The sequence below is a fragment of the Georgenia sp. AZ-5 genome (assembly GCF_043952095.1).
Classification (GTDB): domain Bacteria; phylum Actinomycetota; class Actinomycetes; order Actinomycetales; family Actinomycetaceae; genus Georgenia.
Genome location: NZ_JBINOU010000001.1, coordinates 2004075 through 2025103 on the forward strand (window position 1 = coordinate 2004075; position 21029 = coordinate 2025103).

At 72.7% G+C, this 21029-nt stretch carries 19 protein-coding genes and 1 riboswitch; of the genes, 10 read left to right on the forward strand and 9 right to left on the reverse strand.

Annotated features, from left to right (window positions below; translation table 11 throughout):
* Positions 1-6: 6 nt before the first annotated feature.
* The gene (gene ftsH / locus ACF0H8_RS09445; protein WP_395288686.1) at positions 7-2175 is read right to left on the reverse strand and encodes an ATP-dependent zinc metalloprotease FtsH; all 2169 of its coding nucleotides are present in this window, start codon (positions 2173-2175) and stop codon (positions 7-9) included.
* Positions 2176-2278: 103 nt separating this feature from the next.
* On the opposite strand from ftsH, the gene ACF0H8_RS09450 reads away from it, so the two are divergent.
* The 5 genes from ACF0H8_RS09450 (at position 2279) to ACF0H8_RS09470 (ending at position 8591) form a co-directional block, all read left to right on the forward strand.
* Complete coding sequence (locus ACF0H8_RS09450) at positions 2279-2881, forward strand: MarR family winged helix-turn-helix transcriptional regulator (protein ID WP_395288687.1); 603 nt, start codon at positions 2279-2281, stop codon at positions 2879-2881.
* Positions 2882-2932: 51 nt separating this feature from the next.
* Positions 2933-5029 carry an excinuclease ABC subunit UvrB gene (gene uvrB, locus ACF0H8_RS09455; RefSeq protein ID WP_395288688.1) on the forward strand — a complete coding sequence of 699 codons (2097 nt, stop codon included), beginning with the start codon at positions 2933-2935 and terminating at the stop codon, positions 5027-5029.
* A gap of 262 nt (positions 5030-5291) precedes the next feature.
* Positions 5292-6419: a TerC family protein gene (locus tag ACF0H8_RS09460; RefSeq protein WP_395288689.1), complete on the forward strand. Its 1128-nt coding sequence runs from the start codon at positions 5292-5294 to the stop codon at positions 6417-6419.
* Positions 6420-6590: 171 nt separating this feature from the next.
* Positions 6591-7529 (forward strand): IclR family transcriptional regulator C-terminal domain-containing protein, encoded by a 939-nt coding sequence (locus tag ACF0H8_RS09465; RefSeq protein ID WP_395288690.1) that lies wholly within the window; start codon positions 6591-6593, stop codon positions 7527-7529.
* 267 nt (positions 7530-7796) lie between these two features.
* A complete protein-coding gene (locus ACF0H8_RS09470) occupies positions 7797-8591 on the forward strand; it encodes an IclR family transcriptional regulator C-terminal domain-containing protein (protein ID WP_395288691.1) in 795 nt (264 codons plus the stop codon).
* Positions 8592-8684: 93 nt separating this feature from the next.
* Here the strand turns inward: ACF0H8_RS09470 and ACF0H8_RS09475 are convergent, their stop codons facing one another.
* The 3 genes from ACF0H8_RS09475 to ACF0H8_RS09485 are packed head-to-tail and all read right to left on the reverse strand — an operon-like array spanning position 8685 to position 11225.
* Complete coding sequence (locus ACF0H8_RS09475; protein WP_395288692.1) at positions 8685-9854, reverse strand: thiolase family protein; 1170 nt, start codon at positions 9852-9854, stop codon at positions 8685-8687.
* Positions 9855-9882: 28 nt separating this feature from the next.
* Positions 9883-10539 carry a 3-oxoacid CoA-transferase subunit B gene (locus ACF0H8_RS09480; RefSeq protein WP_395288693.1) on the reverse strand — a complete coding sequence of 219 codons (657 nt, stop codon included), beginning with the start codon at positions 10537-10539 and terminating at the stop codon, positions 9883-9885.
* Positions 10536-11225, reverse strand: a complete 690-nt coding sequence (locus ACF0H8_RS09485; protein WP_395288694.1) for a 3-oxoacid CoA-transferase subunit A — start codon at positions 11223-11225, stop codon at positions 10536-10538. The genes ACF0H8_RS09480 and ACF0H8_RS09485 overlap by 4 nt, the downstream gene beginning before the upstream one ends.
* Before the next feature lie 241 nt (positions 11226-11466).
* Between ACF0H8_RS09485 and ACF0H8_RS09490 the strand changes: the two genes are divergently transcribed.
* Genes ACF0H8_RS09490 through catA form a run of 3 tightly spaced genes read left to right on the forward strand, consistent with a single transcriptional unit; the run spans position 11467 to position 14445 of the window.
* Positions 11467-12375: a LysR family transcriptional regulator gene (locus ACF0H8_RS09490; protein WP_395288695.1), complete on the forward strand. Its 909-nt coding sequence runs from the start codon at positions 11467-11469 to the stop codon at positions 12373-12375.
* A complete protein-coding gene (locus ACF0H8_RS09495; protein WP_395288696.1) occupies positions 12372-13544 on the forward strand; it encodes a mandelate racemase/muconate lactonizing enzyme family protein in 1173 nt (390 codons plus the stop codon). The genes ACF0H8_RS09490 and ACF0H8_RS09495 overlap by 4 nt, the downstream gene beginning before the upstream one ends.
* A 46-nt stretch (positions 13545-13590) precedes the next feature.
* Entirely contained in the window at positions 13591-14445 is an 855-nt protein-coding gene (gene catA / locus ACF0H8_RS09500; RefSeq protein WP_395288697.1) for a catechol 1,2-dioxygenase, read from the forward strand.
* Positions 14446-14520: 75 nt separating this feature from the next.
* Here the strand turns inward: catA and ACF0H8_RS09505 are convergent, their stop codons facing one another.
* The 5 genes from ACF0H8_RS09505 to ACF0H8_RS09525 form a co-directional block, all read right to left on the reverse strand.
* Positions 14521-14811: a YciI family protein gene (locus ACF0H8_RS09505; protein ID WP_395288698.1), complete on the reverse strand. Its 291-nt coding sequence runs from the start codon at positions 14809-14811 to the stop codon at positions 14521-14523.
* A gap of 71 nt (positions 14812-14882) precedes the next feature.
* Positions 14883-15659, reverse strand: a complete 777-nt coding sequence (gene pcaD, locus ACF0H8_RS09510) for a 3-oxoadipate enol-lactonase (RefSeq protein WP_395288699.1) — start codon at positions 15657-15659, stop codon at positions 14883-14885.
* A 46-nt stretch (positions 15660-15705) separates the two neighbouring features.
* A complete protein-coding gene (gene catC, locus ACF0H8_RS09515) occupies positions 15706-15984 on the reverse strand; it encodes a muconolactone Delta-isomerase (RefSeq protein ID WP_395288700.1) in 279 nt (92 codons plus the stop codon).
* A 229-nt stretch (positions 15985-16213) separates the two neighbouring features.
* Positions 16214-16528 (reverse strand): DMT family transporter, encoded by a 315-nt coding sequence (locus tag ACF0H8_RS09520; RefSeq protein ID WP_395288701.1) that lies wholly within the window; start codon positions 16526-16528, stop codon positions 16214-16216.
* 9 nt (positions 16529-16537) lie between these two features.
* A riboswitch (guanidine-III (ykkC-III) riboswitch) is annotated at positions 16538-16603 on the reverse strand.
* A 62-nt stretch (positions 16604-16665) separates the two neighbouring features.
* Positions 16666-17346: an MBL fold metallo-hydrolase gene (locus tag ACF0H8_RS09525; protein WP_395288702.1), complete on the reverse strand. Its 681-nt coding sequence runs from the start codon at positions 17344-17346 to the stop codon at positions 16666-16668.
* Between the two features lie 70 nt (positions 17347-17416).
* On the opposite strand from ACF0H8_RS09525, the gene ACF0H8_RS09530 reads away from it, so the two are divergent.
* The gene (locus ACF0H8_RS09530; protein WP_395288703.1) at positions 17417-18016 is read left to right on the forward strand and encodes a YdeI family protein; all 600 of its coding nucleotides are present in this window, start codon (positions 17417-17419) and stop codon (positions 18014-18016) included.
* Between the two features lie 102 nt (positions 18017-18118).
* Positions 18119-20980 carry an excinuclease ABC subunit UvrA gene (gene uvrA, locus ACF0H8_RS09535; RefSeq protein ID WP_395288704.1) on the forward strand — a complete coding sequence of 954 codons (2862 nt, stop codon included), beginning with the start codon at positions 18119-18121 and terminating at the stop codon, positions 20978-20980.
* Positions 20981-21029 lie beyond the last annotated feature (49 nt).

Consider the following 21029-nt stretch of genomic DNA (forward strand, 5'->3'; position numbering starts at 1 on the left):
CCCTTCCTACACGTACACGTCGGCGGCCGGTGCACCCGGTGCCCCGCGGGCGGGTGAGTCGCCCGCCGGGCCGCCGTCACGGGGCGCGCCGTGGCCCGGTGACCCGTGCGCCGCCCCCACCATCTGCGGAACCTGGACCGGGCGGTCAATGCCGGCGGCCGCGTATGCCTCGGCCTCGTCGAGGGTCTCGCGTTCCATCAGCGCCCGCACGATGGACTCGTGCTGGGACGCGTGCTCACGCAGCAGGCGACGGGCCTCGGCGTAGCAGGCGTCCAGCAGCGCGCGGACCTCGTCGTCGACCGCCTCGAGCAGTCCCTCCGAGGCGCCGTTCTGGCGGGCGTCGCCGTCGGCCGGGTAGACCTGGACGGGCCCGATCTTCTCCGACATGCCCCAGCGCCCCACCATCTGCCGCGCGATTGCCGTCGCGGTGGACAGGTCCGACTCGGCGCCCGTGGTGATCACGCCGAAGATCTCCTGCTCGGCCGCCATGCCGCCGAGCGCCCCGATGATGCGGCCCTTGAGGTACTCGACGTCGTAGCCGTACTTGTCCGTCTCCGGCGTCGACAGGGTCACGCCGAGCGCACGGCCGCGGGGGATGATCGAGATCTTCCGGACCGGGTCGGCGCCCGGCTGCAGCATGCCGAGCAGGGCGTGCCCGGCCTCGTGGTACGCGGTGCGCAGCCGCTCCTCCTCGGGCATGACGACGGCGCGCTCGGCGCCGAGCTGGACCTTCTCCAGCGCGTCGGCGAAGTCCTTGGCGGTCACGTGGTCCCGCTCGCGCCTGGCGGCGAGCAGCGCGGCCTCGTTGACGAGGTTCGCCAGGTCGGCCCCGGTCATGCCGGGGGTGGACCGCGCCACGCGGCCCAGGTCCACGTCCGGTGCCAGCGGGACGGACCTGGTGTGCACCCGGAGGATCTGCTCGCGGCCGTGCGCGTCGGGCGGCGAGACCGTGATCTTGCGGTCGAAGCGCCCGGGCCTCGTGAGGGCGTCGTCGAGCACGTCCGCGCGGTTGGTGGCGGCGATGACGACGATGCCCTCGGTGCCCGTGAAGCCATCCATCTCGGTGAGGATCTGGTTCAGGGTCTGCTCGCGCTCGTCGTTGCCGCCCATGGACCGGGCGCCGGAGCGGGACCGGCCGATGGTGTCGATCTCGTCGATGAAGATGATGGCGGGCGCGACCTTGCGCGCCTCCTCGAAGAGCTCGCGGACCCGGGAGGCGCCGACGCCGACGATCATCTCGATGAACTCCGAGGCGCTGGCCGAGAAGAACGGCACGCCCGCCTCGCCCGCCGTCGCGCGGGCCAGCAGGGTCTTGCCCGTGCCGGGGCCGCCCTCGAGCAGCACGCCCTTGGGGGTGCGGGCGCCCAGCCGGCGGTACTTCTCGGGGTTCTCGAGGAAGTCGACGATCTCGGAGATCTCCTGCTCGACCTCGTCGATGCCGGCGACGTCGTCGAAGTTCACGCGGACGTCCTGCGGGTCCACCCTGCTGGGCTTCTTCTTGCCCATCAGGCCGCCCATGCCCTTGGTCTGACGGCGGAAGAACCACACGTAGAAGCCGACCAGCAGCGCGATGGGCAGGAGCGAGATGAGCAGGTTGGGCAGCAGGCCCCGTCCCTGCGCGACCGGGGTGGCGCGCACCACGGCGCCCGAGGCCTCCAGCTGGGACAGCAGGTCGTCCTGGGCGAACGCGGGGCGCTCGGTGGTGAAGTGCGTGTACGTGGCGCCCTCGCCGGCGGGCTGCTCCGCCCCGGCGGCGTCCTCGTCCACCGGCACCTCGGCCTCCTCCCGCAGGACGCCCTCGATGGTCTGCCCCTGCGAGTAGACCTCCGCGACGTTCCCGGCTCGCACCTGGTCGGTGAACTCCGTGTAGGGGACGGAGGCGACCCGCGAGGAGGAGAGGTCTTGCAGCGTGGTGAGCACGAAGAACGCGAGCCAGCCGATGAGGACCCACGCGGCGATCTGGCCCCACCTCGGCTTCTTCGGCCCGTCCTGCCGGGGCAGGCCCTCGGTGCGCCACGGGCGCTGGCCCGGCGGGGGTGTCGGTGCCGCGGCACGCTGGCGTCCGGCGGCACGCTGGCGCCCGGCGGCGCGCTGGCCGCCCCTGGGCGGCCGCTGCTCCTGCCGTGCGTCCTTCTCGGGGGTCCGGGGGGCGTCCCCGCCGTTGTTCTCGACCATGGGTGCTCCTTCGGCGAACGGCCGGACAGGTGGTTGGTCGGTGCCAACCATACAAGAGGTCAGGGCCGCACCCCGAGGCATTGGTTGGTGTAGCCTCACCAATATGTCCGAGCTGGATGAGCGGAGGTCCGCGGGGCGGCGGCCCGCGCGTGGTGACGCCGCGCGCGCGGGGTCCGGTGCGCCACCGGTCCCGGACGCCGTCGGCGACCGCGACGTCCCTGGGGTCCCGGCCCCGGCCGAGGGTGACGAGTCGGCCGAGCGCATCCAGCGGGCCGTCGTCGCGCTCCTGCGGTGGGCGAGCCGCTCGACCGTGCGCAGCCGGCTGTGGGCCGGCGAGGGCGTCGACCTGACGGCCACCGACACGTGGCTCGTGGAGGCGCTCGCCGCGCACGGACCCATGCGGCTGACGAGCCTCGCCGCCTGGCAGGGGGTCGACAAGTCCACCGTCACCCCGCAGGTGCGCCGCCTCGAGCGCGCCGGCCTGGTGGAGCGGGCGCCGGACCCGCAGGACGGGCGGGCCTCCCTGCTGAGCCTGTCCGAGCGCGGCCGCGACGTGCTCGAGATGGTCCGCTCCTCCGGCGGCCGGCTCCTGGTGCAGCCCCTGGAGTCGTGGAGCGCCGAGGACCGCCGCGCCTTCGCCGAGCTCCTCACCCGCTTCGCCCGGGGGCTCGAGGACGGGAACGGGGAGCACGCGCGAACGAGGTGAGGTGGGTCGCGCGGGTGCCCCGGTGTCGGTGGCGCGACGTACCGTTGGGGCATGCGCCCAGTGACCGACCTGCAGCGTTCGGTGGCTCCGTTCGAGGTCGTCTCCGAGTACCGGCCGTCCGGTGACCAGCCCACCGCGATCGCGGAGCTCACGGAGCGTCTGCGGGCGGGGGAGAAGGACATCGTCCTGCTCGGCGCCACGGGCACCGGCAAGTCGGCCACCACGGCATGGCTCGTCGAGCAGGTGCAGCGGCCGACGCTCGTGATGGCACCGAACAAGACCCTCGCCGCGCAGCTGGCGACGGAGTTCCGGGAGCTGCTGCCCAACAACGCCGTCGAGTACTTCGTCTCCTACTACGACTACTACCAGCCCGAGGCCTACGTCCCGCAGACGGACACCTACATCGAGAAGGACTCGTCGATCAACGACGAGGTGGAGCGCCTGCGCCACAGCGCCACCAACTCGCTGCTGACGCGTCGGGACGTGGTGGTGGTCGCCTCGGTGTCGTGCATCTACGGCCTGGGCACCCCGCAGGAGTACGTCGACCGGATGGTCCAGCTGCGGGTGGGCCAGGAGATCGACCGGGACGAGCTGCTCCGCAGGTTCGTGCAGATGCAGTACGTCCGCAACGACATGGCCTTCACGCGCGGCACGTTCCGCGTCCGGGGAGACACGATCGAGATCATCCCGGTGTACGAGGAGCTGGCCATCCGCATCGAGATGTTCGGCGACGAGATCGACTCCCTCAGCACCCTGCACCCGCTGACGGGTGACGTCGTGCGCACCGAGGACGCCGTGCACCTCTTCCCGGCCACCCACTACGTGGCCGGCCCGGAGCGGATGGAGCGCGCCATCGGCGGCATCGAGGCCGAGCTCGCCGAGCGCCTGGACGAGCTCGAGCGCCAGAACAAGCTCCTCGAGGCGCAGCGCCTGCGCATGCGGACCACCTACGACATCGAGATGATGCGCCAGATCGGCACGTGCTCGGGCATCGAGAACTACTCGCGGCACATCGACGGCCGCGGCCCCGGCACCCCGCCGCACACGCTGCTGGACTACTTTCCGGAGGACTTCCTCCTCGTCATCGACGAGTCCCACGTGACCGTGCCGCAGATCGGCGCCATGTACGAGGGGGACATGTCCCGCAAGCGCACCCTGGTCGACTTCGGCTTCCGGCTGCCCTCGGCGATGGACAACCGGCCGCTGCGCTGGGAGGAGTTCCTCGAGCGGATCGGGCAGACGGTGTACCTCTCGGCCACGCCCGGCCCGTACGAGCTGAGCCAGTCCGACGGCGTGGTCGAGCAGATCATCCGGCCCACGGGACTGGTGGACCCCGAGGTGGTGGTCAAGCCCACGAAGGGCCAGATCGACGACCTGCTCGGGGAGATCCGCGCGCGGGTCGAGCGGGACGAGCGCGTGCTGGTGACGACGCTGACGAAGAAGATGGCGGAGGACCTCACCGACTACCTGCTGGAGCGCGACGTGCGGGTGCGCTACCTGCACTCCGACGTCGACACGCTGCGCCGCGTCGAGCTGCTCCGCGAGCTGCGCCTGGGCCAGTACGACGTGCTGGTCGGCATCAACCTGCTGCGGGAGGGCCTGGACCTGCCCGAGGTCTCGCTGGTGGCGATCCTCGACGCCGACAAGGAGGGGTTCCTGCGCTCCTCGACCTCCCTGATCCAGACCATCGGCCGCGCGGCCCGCAACGTCTCCGGCCAGGTGCACATGTACGCGGACACCATCACGCCGTCCATGGCGCACGCCATCGAGGAGACCAACCGCCGGCGGGAGAAGCAGGTCGCCTACAACACCGAGCACGGCATCGAGCCGACGGCGCTGCGCAAGAAGATCGCCGACGTCACCGACATGCTCGCGCGCGAGGACGTCGACACCGCCGAGCTCCTCGAGGGCGGGTACCGCGGCGCGGGCAGGGGGCCGGGCGGCAAGGACCGGAAGAGGGCGGGGGAGTCGGTCCGCGAGAAGCTCGCCGGGGCGGCGGCCAGCGACCTGGCCCAGCTGATCCAGGACCTGTCCGGTCAGATGCACGCCGCCGCCGAGGAGCTCCAGTTCGAGCTGGCCGCGAGGTTGCGCGACGAGATCGCCGACCTGAAGAAGGAGCTGCGCCAGATGACCGCGGCGAACGCCTGACCCCCTACGCGTCCGGTATGCCCGATACGCCGGAGTCGAATCTCACGGCGTGTGGGTCTCGCGACCCCGCGGGGCGTGACGTAGGGTTCGGGGAGCGGAGGGGAGTATTCCCCGAACAGTGGTGCCGTCATCACGGTGGGTGACGTTGCTCGCTCGGTGCCACCGGCCCGGACCATGACGGTCATCCTTGTCGAGGACGAGGATTGCCCGGACCAGGCGGAAGAGACCTCCGGTACTTGTCCCTACGTACCGGAGGAGAGCCGTGGAAGTCCACGCCCTTGGGTGGATCGTGCTCATCGCGATCATTCTCGTCATGATCACGGTCGACATCGTCGGCCACGTGCGCACGCCGCACGCGCCGTCGATGAAGGAAGCCGCCTGGTGGTCGGTCGCGTACGTCGCGATGGCGATCATCTTCGGCCTGATCATCTGGGCCGCCTACGGCTCGCAGTACGGCGGGGAGTACTTCGCCGGCTACATCACCGAGAAGAGCCTCTCGGTGGACAACCTCTTCGTCTTCGTCATCATCATCGCGGCCTTCCGGATCCCCCGGAAGTATCAGCAGGAGGTCCTGCTCGCCGGCATCATCATCGCCCTGGTGCTGCGGGCCGTCTTCATCGCGGTCGGCGCCGCGGTGATCGAGAACTTCTCCTGGGTCTTCTACCTCTTCGGCGCCTTCCTGCTGTGGACGGCCATCTCGCAGGCCCGGCAGGGCGTCGAGGAGCCGGACGAGCACGAGGAGTACAAGGAGAACGGCTTCGTCCGCATGGTCCGCCGCTTCGTGCCCGTGACCCCGGGCTTCGTCGGCGGCAAGCTGGTGCACCGCCACCACGGCAAGACGTTCATCACCCCCATGCTGCTCGCCATCCTCGCCATCGGCAGCGCCGACATCCTCTTCGCGGTCGACTCCATCCCGGCGATCTTCGGCCTGACCCAGGAGCCGTACCTGGTCTTCGCCGCCAACGCGTTCTCGCTGCTCGGCCTGCGACAGCTGTACTTCCTCATCGACGGCCTGCTCGACAAGCTCGTCTACCTGCACTACGGCCTGGCCGCCATCCTCGGCTTCATCGCGGTGAAGCTGCTCATCCACGCCCTGCACACCAACGAGTTGCCCTTCATCAACGGCGGCGAGCCGTGGCACGGCCTGCCCGAGCCCACCACCGCCGTGTCCCTGGGCTGGATCGTCGGCGTGCTGGCGATCACCGTCATCACCAGCCTGCGGAAGAACAAGAAGACCGCTGCCCTCGCCGCCGCGGAGCCCAAGACCCTGGACGCCGGCGAGCCGGCCGCCGGCGGCATCCCGGCCGCGACCGACGGCGCCGGCCGGGAGGCCGGCGAGGTCGACCCCTTCGCGGACGACCGCGAGTCGGCCGGCCGCACCAGCGAGTGACGGCGTGGTGACGCCCGGGGCCCGCTGATACGCACCGCCCGGCCCGTCGCACCGACCAACCGCCGGCCCCGGCACACGCCCTCTCGCGCGTGGTCCGGGGCCGGCGGCGTCACGGGGCAGCCCCCGGCCGTGGGCCGGGCCGCCAGGGGTGCCGGCCGCTAGCATGCCGGGATGGAAGATCGCGACAGGGGCCGGCGGATGCCCCCCGCCCGGCCGCCCGCCGGAGCCGTCCGGACCGGCGGCGCCCGGGCCGTCGGTGCCGAGGCCCGGGCCGCGGGTGCCGAGGCCCGGGCCGCCGGTGCCGAGGCGCGCGCCGCCGACGGCCCAGAGCCGGCGCGCGGCGCGGAGGTCATCCGGTCACTGGAGCGCGGTCTCTCGGTCATCCGGGTCTTCGACGCCGGCCACCCCCGGCTCACGCTCAGCGAGATCGCGAGCCGGTCGGGGATGACGCGGGCGGGCGTGCGCCGGGCCATGAACACCCTGGTGGACCTCGGGTACGCGGCGCAGACCGGCCGGGAGTTCTCGCTGCGCCCCCGCCTGCTCGACCTGGGCTTCGAGCAGCTCGCGGACCTCACCCTGGCCGACGTCATCACCCCCCACCTGCAGGCGCTCTCCGCCCGCGTGGGCGAGTCCGCGTCCGCCTCAGTGCTCGACGCGGGGCAGATCGTCTACATCGCCCGGGTGGCCACGCGGAGCATCATGCGCGTGCGCATCAGGACCGGTACCCGGTTCCCGGCCGAGTCGACCTCCATGGGCCGGGTGCTGCTCGCCTCCCGGTCGGAGGACTGGATCGACGGGTTCATCGCCTCGGTGCGGGTCGAGCGGCGGTCGAGCTACACGACCACCGACACCGCGCAGCTACGGGCGATCCTGGCCAAGGTGCGGCGGCAGGGCTACGCGCTGGTGGACCAGGAGCTGGAGGAGGGGCTGCGGTCCCTGGCCGTGCCGGTGCACGACCGGGACGGCAACGTCGTCGCGGCGATCAACGTGGCGACGGCCGTCGTGCCCGGCACGCCCGGCGACCTCGTGGAGCGCGTCTTGCCGGAGCTGCGCCGCACCGCGGCGGCGATCGACGCCGACCTGCGGCCGCTGGGGCACCTGGAGGTCTGAGCCCCCCGCCGGGGGGCGGCGCGAGCCCCGGCGAATGCCGACGACGGCGACCGGCGCCCGCGCGGCGGCGTAGGCCCGCGCCGGTCGGCGCAAGCCCGGCGGTGGGCATGGGGCCGCACCGTTCGCCAGCCGATGCAGTCGTGCGCTTGCCGAACGGTATGCTCGGGGCGGGTCCTTGTGGCGCCGCCACGGCGCCCGCGTTCCCTCGCCGCGCCGGGGCGTGGAGCCGGCGCTGGGCACAGCGGCGGCGACGGAGCTGGAGGAGACATGGAAGAGGGTCAGGGCGCCCCCGAGGAGCTGCAGTCCCTCGCGCGTGGCCTCGCGGTGATCAAGGCGCTCGCCGGCTCGGAGGAGCCGCAGACCCTCGCCCAGGTGGCGCAGGCGGCCGGCCTCAACCGTGCCGTGACCAGGCGGGTGCTCCTCACCCTGGTCGAGGTCGGCTACGTGCTCGCGCGTGGGCGTGAGTTCAGCCTCCGGCCGCGGGTGCTGGAGCTGGGGGAGGCGTACCGGTCGAGCCTGCGCGTGCCGAGCCTCGCCGCGCCGTCCATGGCCCGGCTGGTCCAGGTCACCGGCCAGTCGTGCTCCATGGCCGTGCTGGACGGCGCCGACATCGTCTACGTCCAGCGCATCCCCGGGCGGCGCATCATCGACGCCGTCCTGCACGTCGGCACCCGCCTGCCCGCGCACGCCACGGCCATGGGCCGGGTGCTGCTGGCGGCGCTGGGCGAGGAGGAGCTCGCGGCCGCTCTCGAGGACTCCGACCTCGGCGCGCTGACCGAGCGGACCATCACCGACCGTGCCGCGCTGGTCGCCGAGCTCGCCCGGGTGCGTGAGCAGGGCTACTGCCTCATCGACCAGGAGTTCGAGCGGGGCCTGACCACGCTCGGGGCGCCCGTGCGCGACGCCCGGGGAGACGTCGTCGCCGCGATCAACCTGCCGCTGAGCTCCTACACGCTCGGCGGGAACGGCGTGCCGGCGGAGTTCGTCGACGCGCTGCTGCGCACCGCGGAGGAGATCAGCGGGGCGGTCGCCCGCCACGAGCCGACCTCGCGGCGCCGCTGACGGGCCGCGGCGCCGCTGACGGTCCCGGCCGGGCGTCGCCGCGGCACCCCGGGCGGGCGTGGCCCGCCCGGGGCCCGAGAAGGCAGGCGGAGCTCAGGCCTCCAGCACGACCGCCAGGCCCTGGCCGACGCCGATGCAGATCGCGGCGACACCGACGCCGCCGCCGCGGGCCTTGAGGGCGTGGGCGAGGTGGCCGACGATCCGGCCGCCGGAGGCGCCGAGCGGGTGGCCGATGGCGATGGCGCCGCCGTCGACGTTGACCTTCTCCGGGTCCAGGTCCGGCCACTGCTTCAGGCAGGCCAGGGACTGCGACGCGAAGGCCTCGTTGAGCTCGACGAGGTCCACGTCGTCCCACGTCTTCCCTGCGCGGCGCAGCGCGATGTTGGCCGCCTCGACCGGGCCGGCGCCAAACAGCTGGGGCTCCAGCGCCGAGACCCCGCGGGAGACGACGCGGGCCAGGGGCTCGCCGTCGAAGCCCTCGCCGGCGAGCAGGACCGCCGACGCGCCGTCGTTGAGCGGCGAGGCGTTGCCGGCCGTGACCGACCCCTCGTCCGCCGGCCGGAAGGCGGGCTTGAGCTTGCCGAGGGCCTCCATCGAGCTGTCCCGGCGGATGTTCTCGTCGCGGTCGAGGTCGACCCCGGGGACCGGCACCAGCTCGGCGTCGTAGCGTCCCTCGTCCCACGCCTTCGTCGCGAGCTGGTGGCTGCGCAGCGCGAAGGCGTCCTGCTCCTCGCGCGAGATCCGGTACATGTCCGCGAGGATCTCGGCCCCCTCGCCGAGGGGGACGGTCCAGTCCTTCGGCATCCTCGGGTTCACCAGCCGCCAGCCCAGCGTCGTGGAGACGAGGGTCTGGTCCCCGGCGGGGAAGGGCCGGTCGTTCTTGAGCAGCACCCAGGGGGCGCGGGACATGGATTCGGTGCCCCCGGCGAGGATCACGTCGGCGTCCCCGGTCTCGATGGCGCGCGAGCCCTGGATGACCGCCTCCACGCCGGAGCCGCAGAGCCGGTTGACGGTCACGCCCGGCACGGACACGGGCACGCCGGCGAGGAGCGAGGACATGCGCGCCACGTCGCGGTTCTCCTCGCCCGCGCCGTTGGCGTTGCCGAAGATGACGTCGTCGATCCGCGCCGGGTCGAGACCGGGGTTGCGCTCGAGCACGGCCTTGATCACGGTGGCGCCGAGGTCGTCGGGGCGCACCTGTGCCAGGGCCTTGCCGTAGCGCCCGAACGGCGTGCGGACGGCGTCGTAGATGAAGGCTGCCATGGGGGCTCTCTCTTCTCGGGGCGGTGCGTCAGCGCACCGGGACGGTGGCGTCGATCAGGGGCAGGCCGGTCGTCTCCCGCAGGGACTCGACGGTGTCCTCGCCGAAGACCTCGGTGACGGCCACGCCGTCGGGCGTGATGTCGAAGACGGCGACGTCGGTGTAGACCCGGCTGACGCAGCCCAGGCCGGTCAGGGGGTAGGTGCAGCTCTCGACCAGCTTGGACTCGCCCTTCTTGGTGAGCAGCTCCATCATCACGAAGGTGCGCTTGGCGCCGATCGCCAGGTCCATGGCGCCGCCGACGGCGGGGATCGCGCCCGGCCTGCCGGTGTGCCAGTTCGCGAGGTCGCCCGTGGCCGAGACCTGGAAGGCGCCCAGCACGCACAGGTCCAGGTGCCCGCCGCGCATCATGGCGAAAGAGTCGGCGTGGTGGAAGTAGGCCGCCCCGGGCAGCTCTGTCACCGGGATCTTGCCGGCGTTGATGAGGTCGAGGTCGATCTCGTCGTCGTGCGCCTCCGGGCCCATGCCCAGCATGCCGTTCTCCGTGTGCAGGGTCACCTGCCGGTCCGCCTCGAGGTAGTCCGAGACCTTGGTGGGCATGCCGATGCCGAGGTTGACGTAGGCGCCGCGCGGGATGTCCCGCGCCACGCGCTCCGCGATCTCGTCGCGGGTCAGGCGCTCGCTCACTGTCCGACCTCCTCGTGGGCGGGCGCCGGCGTGACCCGCACGACGCGGTCGACGTAGATGCCCGGGGTGATGACGTTCTCGGGGTCGATGGCCCCGGTGTCCACGATCTCCGAGACCTGCGCGATCGTGGTGGTCGCCGCGGCGGCCATGATGGGCCCGAAGTTCCGGGCGGTCTTGCGGTAGACGAGGTTGCCGACGCGGTCCGCGCGAAGCGCCTTGACGAGGGCGAAGTCGCCGCGGATGGGGTATTCGAGGACGTAGTCGCGCCCGTCGATGCGGCGGGTCTCCTTGCCCTCGGCGAGCAGGGTGCCGTACCCGGTGGGGGTGAAGAAGGCACCGATGCCGGCCCCGGCCGCGCGGATCCGCTCGGCCAGGTTGCCCTGCGGGACGACCTCGAGCTCGATCTCGCCGGCGAGGTACCTGGCGTCGAAGTGCCAGGAGTCCTTCTGCCGGGGGAAGGAGCAGACGATCTTCCGGACCCGGCCCAGCCGGATCAGCTCGGCGAGGCCGACGTCGCCGTTGCCGGCGTTGTTGTTGACGACGGTCAGGCCGGTGGCGCCCTGCGCGATCAGCGCGTCGATCAGCTCGACCGGCTGCCCGGCGGTGCCGAAGCCGCCGATCATGACGGTGGCACCGTCCGGAATGCCGTCGACCGCCTCGGCGATGTCATCGGTGATGTGCAGCATCCGCGCCGCTCAGCTCCCTGTGTTCGGCATGCGCACACGTGCGCGTAATTGATGCCCATGATCCGTTGGCGGGCCGGGGGTGTCAAGGAGACGGGTCGCCCGTGGGCGCGCGGGGGCGATCAGGTCGCCGACCCTCTCAATAAGGTGGGCAAAAGGTATTTGCGCGACCTAGTGAGCGCTCCCTACGATCGCGGAACAGTCGTGGCACGCATCACACGCGACACGGACCGAAGGGGAAGCGATGGAGCTCCGGCACCTGCGGTACTTCGTGGCGGTGGCGGAGCTCCGGCACTTCGGCCGGGCTGCCGAGCACCTCCACATCTCGCAGCCACCGCTGTCGCAGCAGGTGCGCCAGCTCGAGAAGGAGCTCGGCACACCGCTGCTCACGCGGACCACGCGCCGGGTGGAGCTGACCGAGGCCGGCCGTGCCTTCTACGCGGACGCCGTGGCGATCCTCGCCGACCTCGACGCCGCGCGGGCCCGCGTCCGCGCGCTCGCCGAGGGCTGGTCCGGGCTGCTCCGCGTCGGCTTCACCGGCTCGGCGTCCTACCGGCAGCTGCCGCAGGTGGCCCGGCTCAAGCAGACCTACCTGCCGGACGTCGAGCTGCAGATGCACTCGGAGATGCTGACGCCCGCGCAGGAGCACGCGCTCGTGGAGCGGCGTCTGGACGTCGGCGTGCTGCGCCCGCCGGTGCGGGTGCCGGGGGTGAGCACCCGGTCGCTGTCGGTGGAGCCCCTGGTCCTCGCCGTGCCCGCGGCGCACCGCCTCGCCACGGCGCCGGCCGTGCGCGTGACGGACCTGGCCGGGGAGGTGCTGCTCACCTACCCGGGCGGAGCCCGGTCGGTCGTCGGCGCCGAGGTGGACGCCGCGCTGCGCCGCTCGGGGACCGCGGTGGCGCGCTCCCACGAGGTGGAGCAGACCTCGAGCATGATCGCGCTCGTCGCCGCCGGGCTGGGTGTCGCGCTCGTGCCGGACTCCGTCCGCGCTCTCACGCTCGACGGCGTGCGCTACCGCCCGGTCGACGGCGTCGGCACGGTGGAGCTCGCCCTCGCGTGGCGGGCGGACGACATCTCGCCCGTCACCGCCCGGTTCGTCGACATGCTGGCCGAGCACCTCGGCGGCACGGCCCCGGCCGAGGAGGTGGCATGAGGATCACCCGTATCGAGGCGGTCCCGTACTCGATCCCGTACCGCAAGCCGCTGCGCTTCGCCAGCGGCGAGGTGCACGAGGCGGCCCACGTGCTCGTTCGCGTGCACACCGGCGACGGCGTCGTCGGGGTGGCCGACGCCCCGCCGCGCCCCTTCACCTACGGCGAGACCCAGCCGTCCGTCGTCGCCGCCGTCTGCACGCTCTTCGAGCCCGCCCTCATCGGGCTCGGCCTGCTCGAGCGGGAGAAGATGCATGCCCGGATGAACCGCACGGTCGGGAACCCGGCGGCCAGGGCCGCCGTCGACATGGCGGTCTGGGACGCCCTGGGCCGGCACCTGGGGCAGAACGTCTCGGCCCTCCTGGGCGGGTTCGCCGACGGGATGCGCGTCTCGCACATGCTGGGCTTCGACACACCCGAGCGGATGGTCGAGGAGGCCTGCCGAGTCCGGGCGGAGCACGGGGTCACCACCTTCAAGGTCAAGGTGGGTCGCCGCCCCTTCTCCCTCGACGTCGCGGTGTGCCGCGCCCTGCGCGAGGAGCTCGGGGACGGCGTCGACCTCTACGTCGACGGCAACCGCGGCTGGACGGCCGAGGAGTCGGTCCGCGCGCTGCGGGCGATGGCGGACCTCGACCTGCTCTTCGCCGAGGAGCTCAACCCGGCCGACGACGTCCTGGGCCGGCGGCGGCTGGTGCGCCAGAGCCCGGTGCCCGTCGTCGCCGACGAGTCCGCGACCCGGCCCGGCGAGGTGACGCGCGAGCTGCTGGGCGGCTCCGCCGACGCGATCAGCATCAAGACGGCCCGCACCGGGTTCACCGGCTCCCAGCGCGTGCTGTTCGAGTGCGAGGGGCTGGGCGTGCCGGTGATCATCGGCAACCAGATCGACGGGCAGCTCGGCACCGCCTGCTCCGTGGTGTTCGGCGCCGCCTACGAGGCGACGACGCGGCACGCCGGCGAGCTGTCGAACTTCCTCGACATGAGCGACGACCTGCTGACCGACCCGCTCGTCATCTCCGGCGGGCGCCTGCCGGTGCCCGCCGGGCCGGGCCTGGGCGTCGCGATCGACGAGGACAAGCTCGCGCACTACCGCCTGGACTCGCCAACAGGCCCTACCCCCGGGGCGCGCCCCGCCGACCGTCGCCCGGGCGCCGCCTCGCCGACCACCGCATGACCGCAGCACCGCACCGCCCGCCAGGAACAGGACGAAGGAGTTCATCGTGAGCCACACCGACGCCCCCGCGGCCGCCGCCTCCGGCGCCAGGGCCACCGACAAGTTCCGCCACAAGGAGGTCAGGGCCGACACCCCGCCGGAGCGGCTGTCCGCCATCATCAACGACACGCTGCAGGGACTGTTCGAGGTCATCCGCAGGCACAAGATCACCTACGCCGAGTACGACGCCGTCAAGGCGTGGCTGATCAAGGTCGGCGAGGACGGCGAGTGGCCGCTGTGGCTCGACGTCTTCGTCGAGCACGAGGTCGAGGAGGTCAGCACCGCGCACCGCCAGGGCTCGAAGGGCTCCATCGAGGGGCCGTACTACGTGCCCGGCGCCCCCGAGCTGCCGGCGCGGGCCAGGATGCCGATGCGGCCGGACGAGAAGGGCACACCGCTGCTGTGGAAGGGGCAGGTGACCTCGGTCGAGGGCACGCCGCTGGGCGGCGCCCAGGTCGAGCTGTGGCACGCCGACGACGACGGCTACTACTCGCAGTTCGCCGAGGGCATGGGCATCCCCGAGTGGAACCTGCGCGGCACGATCGTCACCGACGAGGAGGGCCGGTTCGAGATCCAGACGATGCAGCCCGCCCCGTACGCCATCCCCATGGACGGCGCGACGGGCCAGATGACGGTGGCGGCGGGCTGGAGCCCCTTCCGGCCGGCCCACCTGCACGTGAAGGTCTCCGCGCCCGGGCACGAGCAGCTCACGGCCCAGCTGTACTTCCGGGGCGGGGAGTACACGGACGACGACATCGCCTCGGCGGTCAAGCCCGAGCTGCTCCTGGACCCCCAGCCGCGCACCGACGGCGGCGCCGGCAAGGAGGTCACCTACGGCTTCGTGCTCGACCCCGTCGCGTAGCGCGACTCATCGCGCGATCTCGGGCGGCCGTCGCAGGCAGGCGGCGGCCGCCCGTTCGCGCCCCGGGAGCGGCGCTCAGGCGATGGAGCCGATGGACGGCTGCCACGCGCGGGCGCTGCGCTTGGTGATCAGGTGCGCCCGGTGGAAGGGGTCCGGGTCCAGGGCGGCCATGACCGCTTCGTGGCTGTCGCCCCGCACCAGCAGCAGCGCGCCGGGCGCCGCGGCGTCCATCCACGGCCCCGAGGCGATGAGCATGCCGGCCTCGTGCAGCCCCTTGAGGAACTCGCGGTGCTTGGGCCGGAGGGTCTCGATGTCGCTCGTGCGGCTGATGTCGTACCGGTACTCCACGGCGAAGATCGTCGTCATACCGGCAGGGTAGTGCCGCGCGGGGGCGGGCCGGGGAGGTCTCGCCACCCGACTCCGACACCGGCGCCGGGTCAGGAGCAGAAGTCGAGCACCGCGGCGGTGAACTCCTCGACCGCCTCCCGGTTCGAGATGTGGGCGGCGTCGAGCTCCACGTAGCGCGCCCCCGGCACCGCCTCGGCGATGCTGCGCGTGGCGGTGGGCGGCGTGGGGAGGTCTCCGCTCGCGCCGATCGCGAGCGTCGGGGCGGTGATGCCCGCGATCCGGTCGCGCACGTCGCCGGCGGCGAGGGCGTGGCAGGTGGCCGCGTATCCCGCGTCGTCCGTGCCGAGGAACATCTCGGTGAGCTCCCGCAGGGCCTCGGGGTGCCGGGCCGCGAAGCCGGGCGTGAGCCACTTGGCGACGACGCCCTCGGCGATGGCGCCCAGGCCGGAGTCGGCGACGGTCTGCGCGCGCTCGTGCCAGGCCTCGGGCCGGCCGATCCTCGGAGCGGTGTTGGCCACCACGAGCCGGTCGACCCGCTCGGGGTGCTCCACGGCGAGGTACTGCCCCGTCAGCCCCCCGACCGAGATGCCGACGAAGTGGGCCTTGTCGATGCCGAGCGCGTCCAGGAGGGCGACGACGTCCCCGGCCAGGTCGGTCATCGAGTACGGCCCCTCCGGCGTCGAGGACCCGCCGTGGCCGCGGCTGTCGTAGCGGACGACGCGGAACCGCTCTCGCAGGGCCGGCAGCTGGGGGTCCCACAGCGACAGGTTCGTGCCGAGAGAGTTGGACAGGACCAGCGGGGGCAGCCCCGCCTCGGCCGTGTCCTCATAGTTCAGCGTGCCGCCGGGGACCTGGATGGTCGGCATGTGCGGTGTCTCCTTGGGCGCTTCGGGTCTTGCGGGCGGGCGGGGGCTACCTGATCGAGGAGCCGTGGGTCGCGAGCGGGGTGACGCTGATGGTCATGTAGGGGAAGAGCGGGAGGTTGCTGAGGATCTCGTGGAGCTCGTCGTTGCTCGCGACGTCGAACACCGAGTAGTTCGCGTACTCGCCGACGACGCGCCAGATGTGCGCCCACTTCCCCTGCCGCTGCAGCTCCTGCGAGTAGGCCTTCTCGCGGGCCTTGACCGCCTCCGCCTCCTCGGCCGGGACCGTGCCTGGGATGTCGACGATCATGTGGACCAGGAACAGCATCGGTGTCTCCTCCTCACGGCCGGGACGCCGTGCCGGTCGGTACCGGGTGTGCGCCATCCGTACCGGTGTCTGGGTGTCGAACGGATGTTATGCCCCTCACACCGCCCGGTTCCAGCCGGCGGCGGGGCGGGCGAGCGGCACGACCGGGAGTGCGGGTGAGCCGGCGTGGCCGGGAGTGCGGCTCGGGCGAGCCGGCGTGAGCGGGCGCGCGGCCCGGCCGCGGCGCGGGTCAGCCCAGGACCTTGAGCCCGATGACGCAGCCGACGATCCCGGCGAGCAGCAGGATCTTGACGGCCGACACGGCCTCGGCGCCCGTCGCCATCGCGTACAGCACGGTGAGCACGGCACCGAGGCCGACCCAGACCGCGTAGGCGGTGCCGACGGGCAGCTCCCGCAGCGCGTAGGCCAGCCCGGACATGCTCAGGGCGAGGGCGACGAGGAAGACGACCGACGGCCCGAGGCGGCTGAACCCCTCGGACCTCTCCAGGGCGGTGGCCCACACCGCCTCGAGGGCGCCGGACAGGACGAGCACGAACCAGGACATGACAACCTCCACGGGCCGTCTTGTCGCGCACCGGGTACGGCACCACCTCGTCCGGGAGCCTGTCGGGCTCACCCCCAAGATCGCAACGCCCGCCCCGGGGAGTCAACCGGAGGAGGGGTGATCCCCACCTCCCGCCGTCACCAGCCGCGCGCCCACCACTCCTCCAGGTGGGGCCGCTCCCGGCCCAGGGTGGTGTCGTCCCCGTGCCCGGGGTAGACGCGCGTGTCGTCCGGGTAGCGCTCAAAGATGCGCTCGACGACGTCGGTCATGAGGCTGCGGAAGTCCTCCGGCGAGGTCGTGCGCCCGACGCCGCCGGGGAACAGGGAGTCCCCGGTGAACAGGTGCACCCGTCCAGGGCGGGGGCCGTCGTCGGGCTCGGCCAGGGCGAGGGCCACCGAGCCGGGCGTGTGCCCGCGCAGCGCGATGATCTCCAGGGACAGGCTCCCGGCCGCCACCTCGTCCCCGTGGCGCAGCGCCCGGTCCACGGCGACGGGGAGCGCCGGGGCGTCCGGGGCGCCGGCCAGCGCCGCGGCGCCCGTCGCGGCGACCACGTCGGCCAGCGCCCGGTGGTGGTCCCAGTGCTGGTGGGTGGTGACCACCGCATCGAGCCGGCCCGTGCCCTCCGCGACGAGCGCGAGCAGCCGCGGGGCGTCGTCGGCGGCGTCGACGAGGACCTGCGCGCCGTCGGGCGCGGTGAGCAGGTAGGCGTTGTTGTCCTGGGCGGAGACGCTCGCCTTGCGGACGGTCACCGCGCCCAGGTCGTGGACCACGGACGGGCCACCGGGGGAGACGTGCGCGCCGGGCAGGTCGGTGCTCATGCGCTCATCCTGCACCGCTTCCCGCCCGGAACCGTGGCGCGACGGCGGTGCCCCGCCCCAGGATGAGGGCATGGTGGAGCTGACCGAGCTGCTCGTCCCCGACGCGGCGGCCTGGCACGCCTGGCTGGCCGAGCACCACGCCTCCTCGCCCGGGGTGTGGCTGGTGCTCCACAAGAAGGGCGGCGACCGCACCACGCTGACGTACGCCGAGGCGCTCGACGAGGCGCTGTGCTACGGCTGGATCGACGGGCAGACCAGGTCCCGCGACGACGGCTCCTACCTCCAGCGCATGACCCCGCGCCGGCCGGGCAGCAGGTGGTCGGCCCGGAACGTCCAGCACGTCGCCCGGCTCGAGCGCGAGGGCCGCATGCAGGAGGCGGGCCGGGCGCAGGTGCGCGCCGCTCGGGCGGACGGCCGCTGGGACGCGGCGTACGGCGGGCGGGGCGAGACCGAGGTGCCGGAGGACCTCGCCGCCGCCGTCGCCGCCGAGCCACGCGCGCAGCAGATGTTCGACGTGCTGACCGCGGGCAACCGGTTCGCCGTCGTGTACCGCGTCACGTCGGTCAAGCGGCCCGAGACGCGGGCGCGCAAGATCGCCGAGCTCGTCGAGATGCTCGCCCGCGGGGAGACGGTCCTCCCGCAGAAGCGACGGCCGGAGGGCTGGGACTGACGGCTGCGCCGCGGGCAGCGAGCGGTGCCGCCGCGTGGGGCGTGACAACCGAGCGGTCGAACACATGTGCGGCGTGTCGGCGCGCCCCCTTATCATCTTCCGGTGAGCGATCACCTTCTCGTGCGCGGGGCACGCGAGCACAACCTCCGCAACGTCAGCATCGACCTCCCGCGCGACCAGCTCATCGTATTCACGGGCCTGTCGGGCTCCGGCAAGTCCTCGCTGGCCTTCGACACGATCTTCGCCGAGGGCCAGCGCCGGTACGTGGAGTCCCTGAGCTCCTACGCCCGCATGTTCCTCGGCCAGATGGACAAGCCGGACGTCGACTTCATCGAGGGCCTCTCCCCGGCCGTGTCCATCGACCAGAAGTCCACGAACCGCAACCCGCGGTCGACCGTGGGCACGATCACCGAGGTCTACGACTACCTCCGCCTGCTCTACGCCCGCGCCGGCACGCAGTACTGCCCGGTGTGCGGGGAGCGGGTCACGGCGCAGACCCCGCAGCAGATCGTCGACCGGCTGCGCGAGATGCCCGAGGGCACCCGCTTCCAGGTGCTCGCCCCCATGATCCGTGGGCGCAAGGGCGAGTACGCCGACCTCTTCCGGGACCTGCAGAGCCAGGGCTTCGCCCGCGTGCGGGTGGACGGCGAGGTGGTGCCGCTGTCCGACCCGCCGCAGCTGGAGAAGAAGCTCAAGCACACCATCGAGGTCGTCGTCGACCGGCTCGTGGTCCGGGAGAACGTGCGCCAGCGCCTCACCGACTCCGTCGAGACCGCGCTGCGCCTCGCGGACGGGCTCGTCGTCGCCGACTTCGTCGACCTCGACCCGAAGGACCCGAACCGGGAGCGCCGCTTCTCCGAGAAGCGGGCCTGCCCGAACGACCACCCGCTCACGCTCGAGGAGATCGAGCCGCGCACCTTCTCCTTCAACGCCCCCTACGGCGCCTGCCCCGAGTGCGACGGCATCGGCTCGCGCCTCGAGGTCGACCCCGAGCTGGTCGTCCCGGACACCGAGCTCAGCCTCGCGGAGGGCGCGGTCGTCCCGTGGGCCTCCCAGTCCGAGTACTTCCTGCGCCAGCTGCGCGCGCTCGCCGAGCAGCTCGAGTTCTCCGTGGACGCGCCGTGGCGGGCGCTGCCCAAGCGCGCCAAGGACGCCGTGCTGTACGGCAACGACTTCGAGGTCAAGGTGCGCTACCGCAACCGGTGGGGGCGCGAGCGCGCCTACACCACCGGCTTCGAGGGGGCCATCCACTTCATCGAGCGCAAGCACGCCGAGACCGAGTCGGAGTGGTCCCGGGACCGGTACGAGGGCTTCATGCGCGAGGTGCCCTGCCGGGTGTGCAAGGGCAAGCGGCTCAAGCCCGAGGTGCTCTCCGTGCGGGTGGGCGAGCTCAACATCGCCGAGCTGTGCGACCTGAGCATCGCCGACGCCAAGGCCTACCTCGACGACCTGACCCTCGGCGTGCGCGAGGCCGCCATCGCCGGGCAGGTGCTCAAGGAGATCCACGCGCGCATGGGCTTCCTGCTCGACGTGGGGCTGAGCTACCTCACGCTCTCCCGGGCCGCCGGGACGCTGTCGGGCGGCGAGGCCCAGCGCATCCGGCTGGCGACGCAGATCGGCACCGGCCTCGTCGGCGTCCTCTACGTGCTCGACGAGCCGAGCATCGGGCTCCACCAGCGGGACAACCGCAAGCTCATCGACGCCCTCACCCGCCTGCGGGACCTGGGCAACACCCTCATCGTCGTCGAGCACGACGAGGACACCATCCGCGTCGCGGACTGGATCGTCGACATCGGGCCGGGCGCCGGCGAGCACGGCGGCAAGGTGGTGCACTCCGGCGACCTCGCCGGCCTGCTCGCGGCCGAGGAGTCGGTCACGGGCGCGTACCTGTCGGGCCGCCGGCACATCCCGACGCCCGTGAAGCGGCGCCCGGTGGACAAGAAGCGGCAGCTCACGGTGGTGGGCGCGCGGGAGAACAACCTCAAGGACGTCACCGTCTCCTTCCCGCTGGGCTGCTTCGTCGCCGTGACGGGCGTGTCCGGCTCGGGCAAGTCGACGCTGGTGAACCAGATCCTGTACCAGGTGCTCGCCAACGAGCTCAACCGTGCCCGCGGGGTGCCGGGCCGGCACACGCGGGTCACCGGCACGGACGGGCTTGACAAGGTCGTCCACGTCGACCAGTCGCCGATCGGCCGGACCCCCCGGTCCAACCCGGCCACGTACACCGGCGTGTGGGACCAGATCCGCAAGCTCTTCGCGGAGACCACCGAGTCGAAGGTGCGCGGGTACGGGCCGGGCCGGTTCTCCTTCAACGTCAAGGGCGGCCGGTGCGAGGCCTGCAAGGGCGACGGCACCATCAAGATCGAGATGAACTTCCTGCCGGACGTCTACGTCCCGTGCGAGGTGTGCGCCGGGGCCAGGTACAACCGCGAGACGCTCGAGGTGCACTACAAGGGCAAGACCGTCAGCGACGTCCTCCACATGCCCATCGAGGAGGCGGTGGACTTCTTCGGGCCGGTGCAGCGCATCACCCGGTACCTCCAGACGCTCGTCGACGTGGGCCTCGGGTACGTCCGCCTGGGCCAGCCCGCCCCGACCCTCTCGGGCGGCGAGGCGCAGCGCGTGAAGCTGGCCGCCGAGCTGCAGCGCCGGTCCTCCGGCCGGACCGTCTACGTGCTCGACGAGCCGACGACGGGCCTGCACTTCGAGGACATCCGCAAGCTGCTCGACGTCCTGCAGGGACTGGTGGACAAGGGCAACACCGTCATCGTCATCGAGCACAACCTCGACGTCATCAAGAACGCCGACTGGGTCGTCGACATGGGACCCGAGGGCGGCTCGGGCGGGGGGACGGTCGTGGCGACCGGGACGCCCGAGAAGATCGCGTCCGTGCCCGGGTCGTACACGGGGCAGTTCCTCGCCGAGGCGCTCGAGGGCCGCGGGGCGCTGCTCGCCGCCCGCTGACGAGCCGCCGCCACCCGCCGACGGCCGCCACCCGCCGACGGCCGCCACC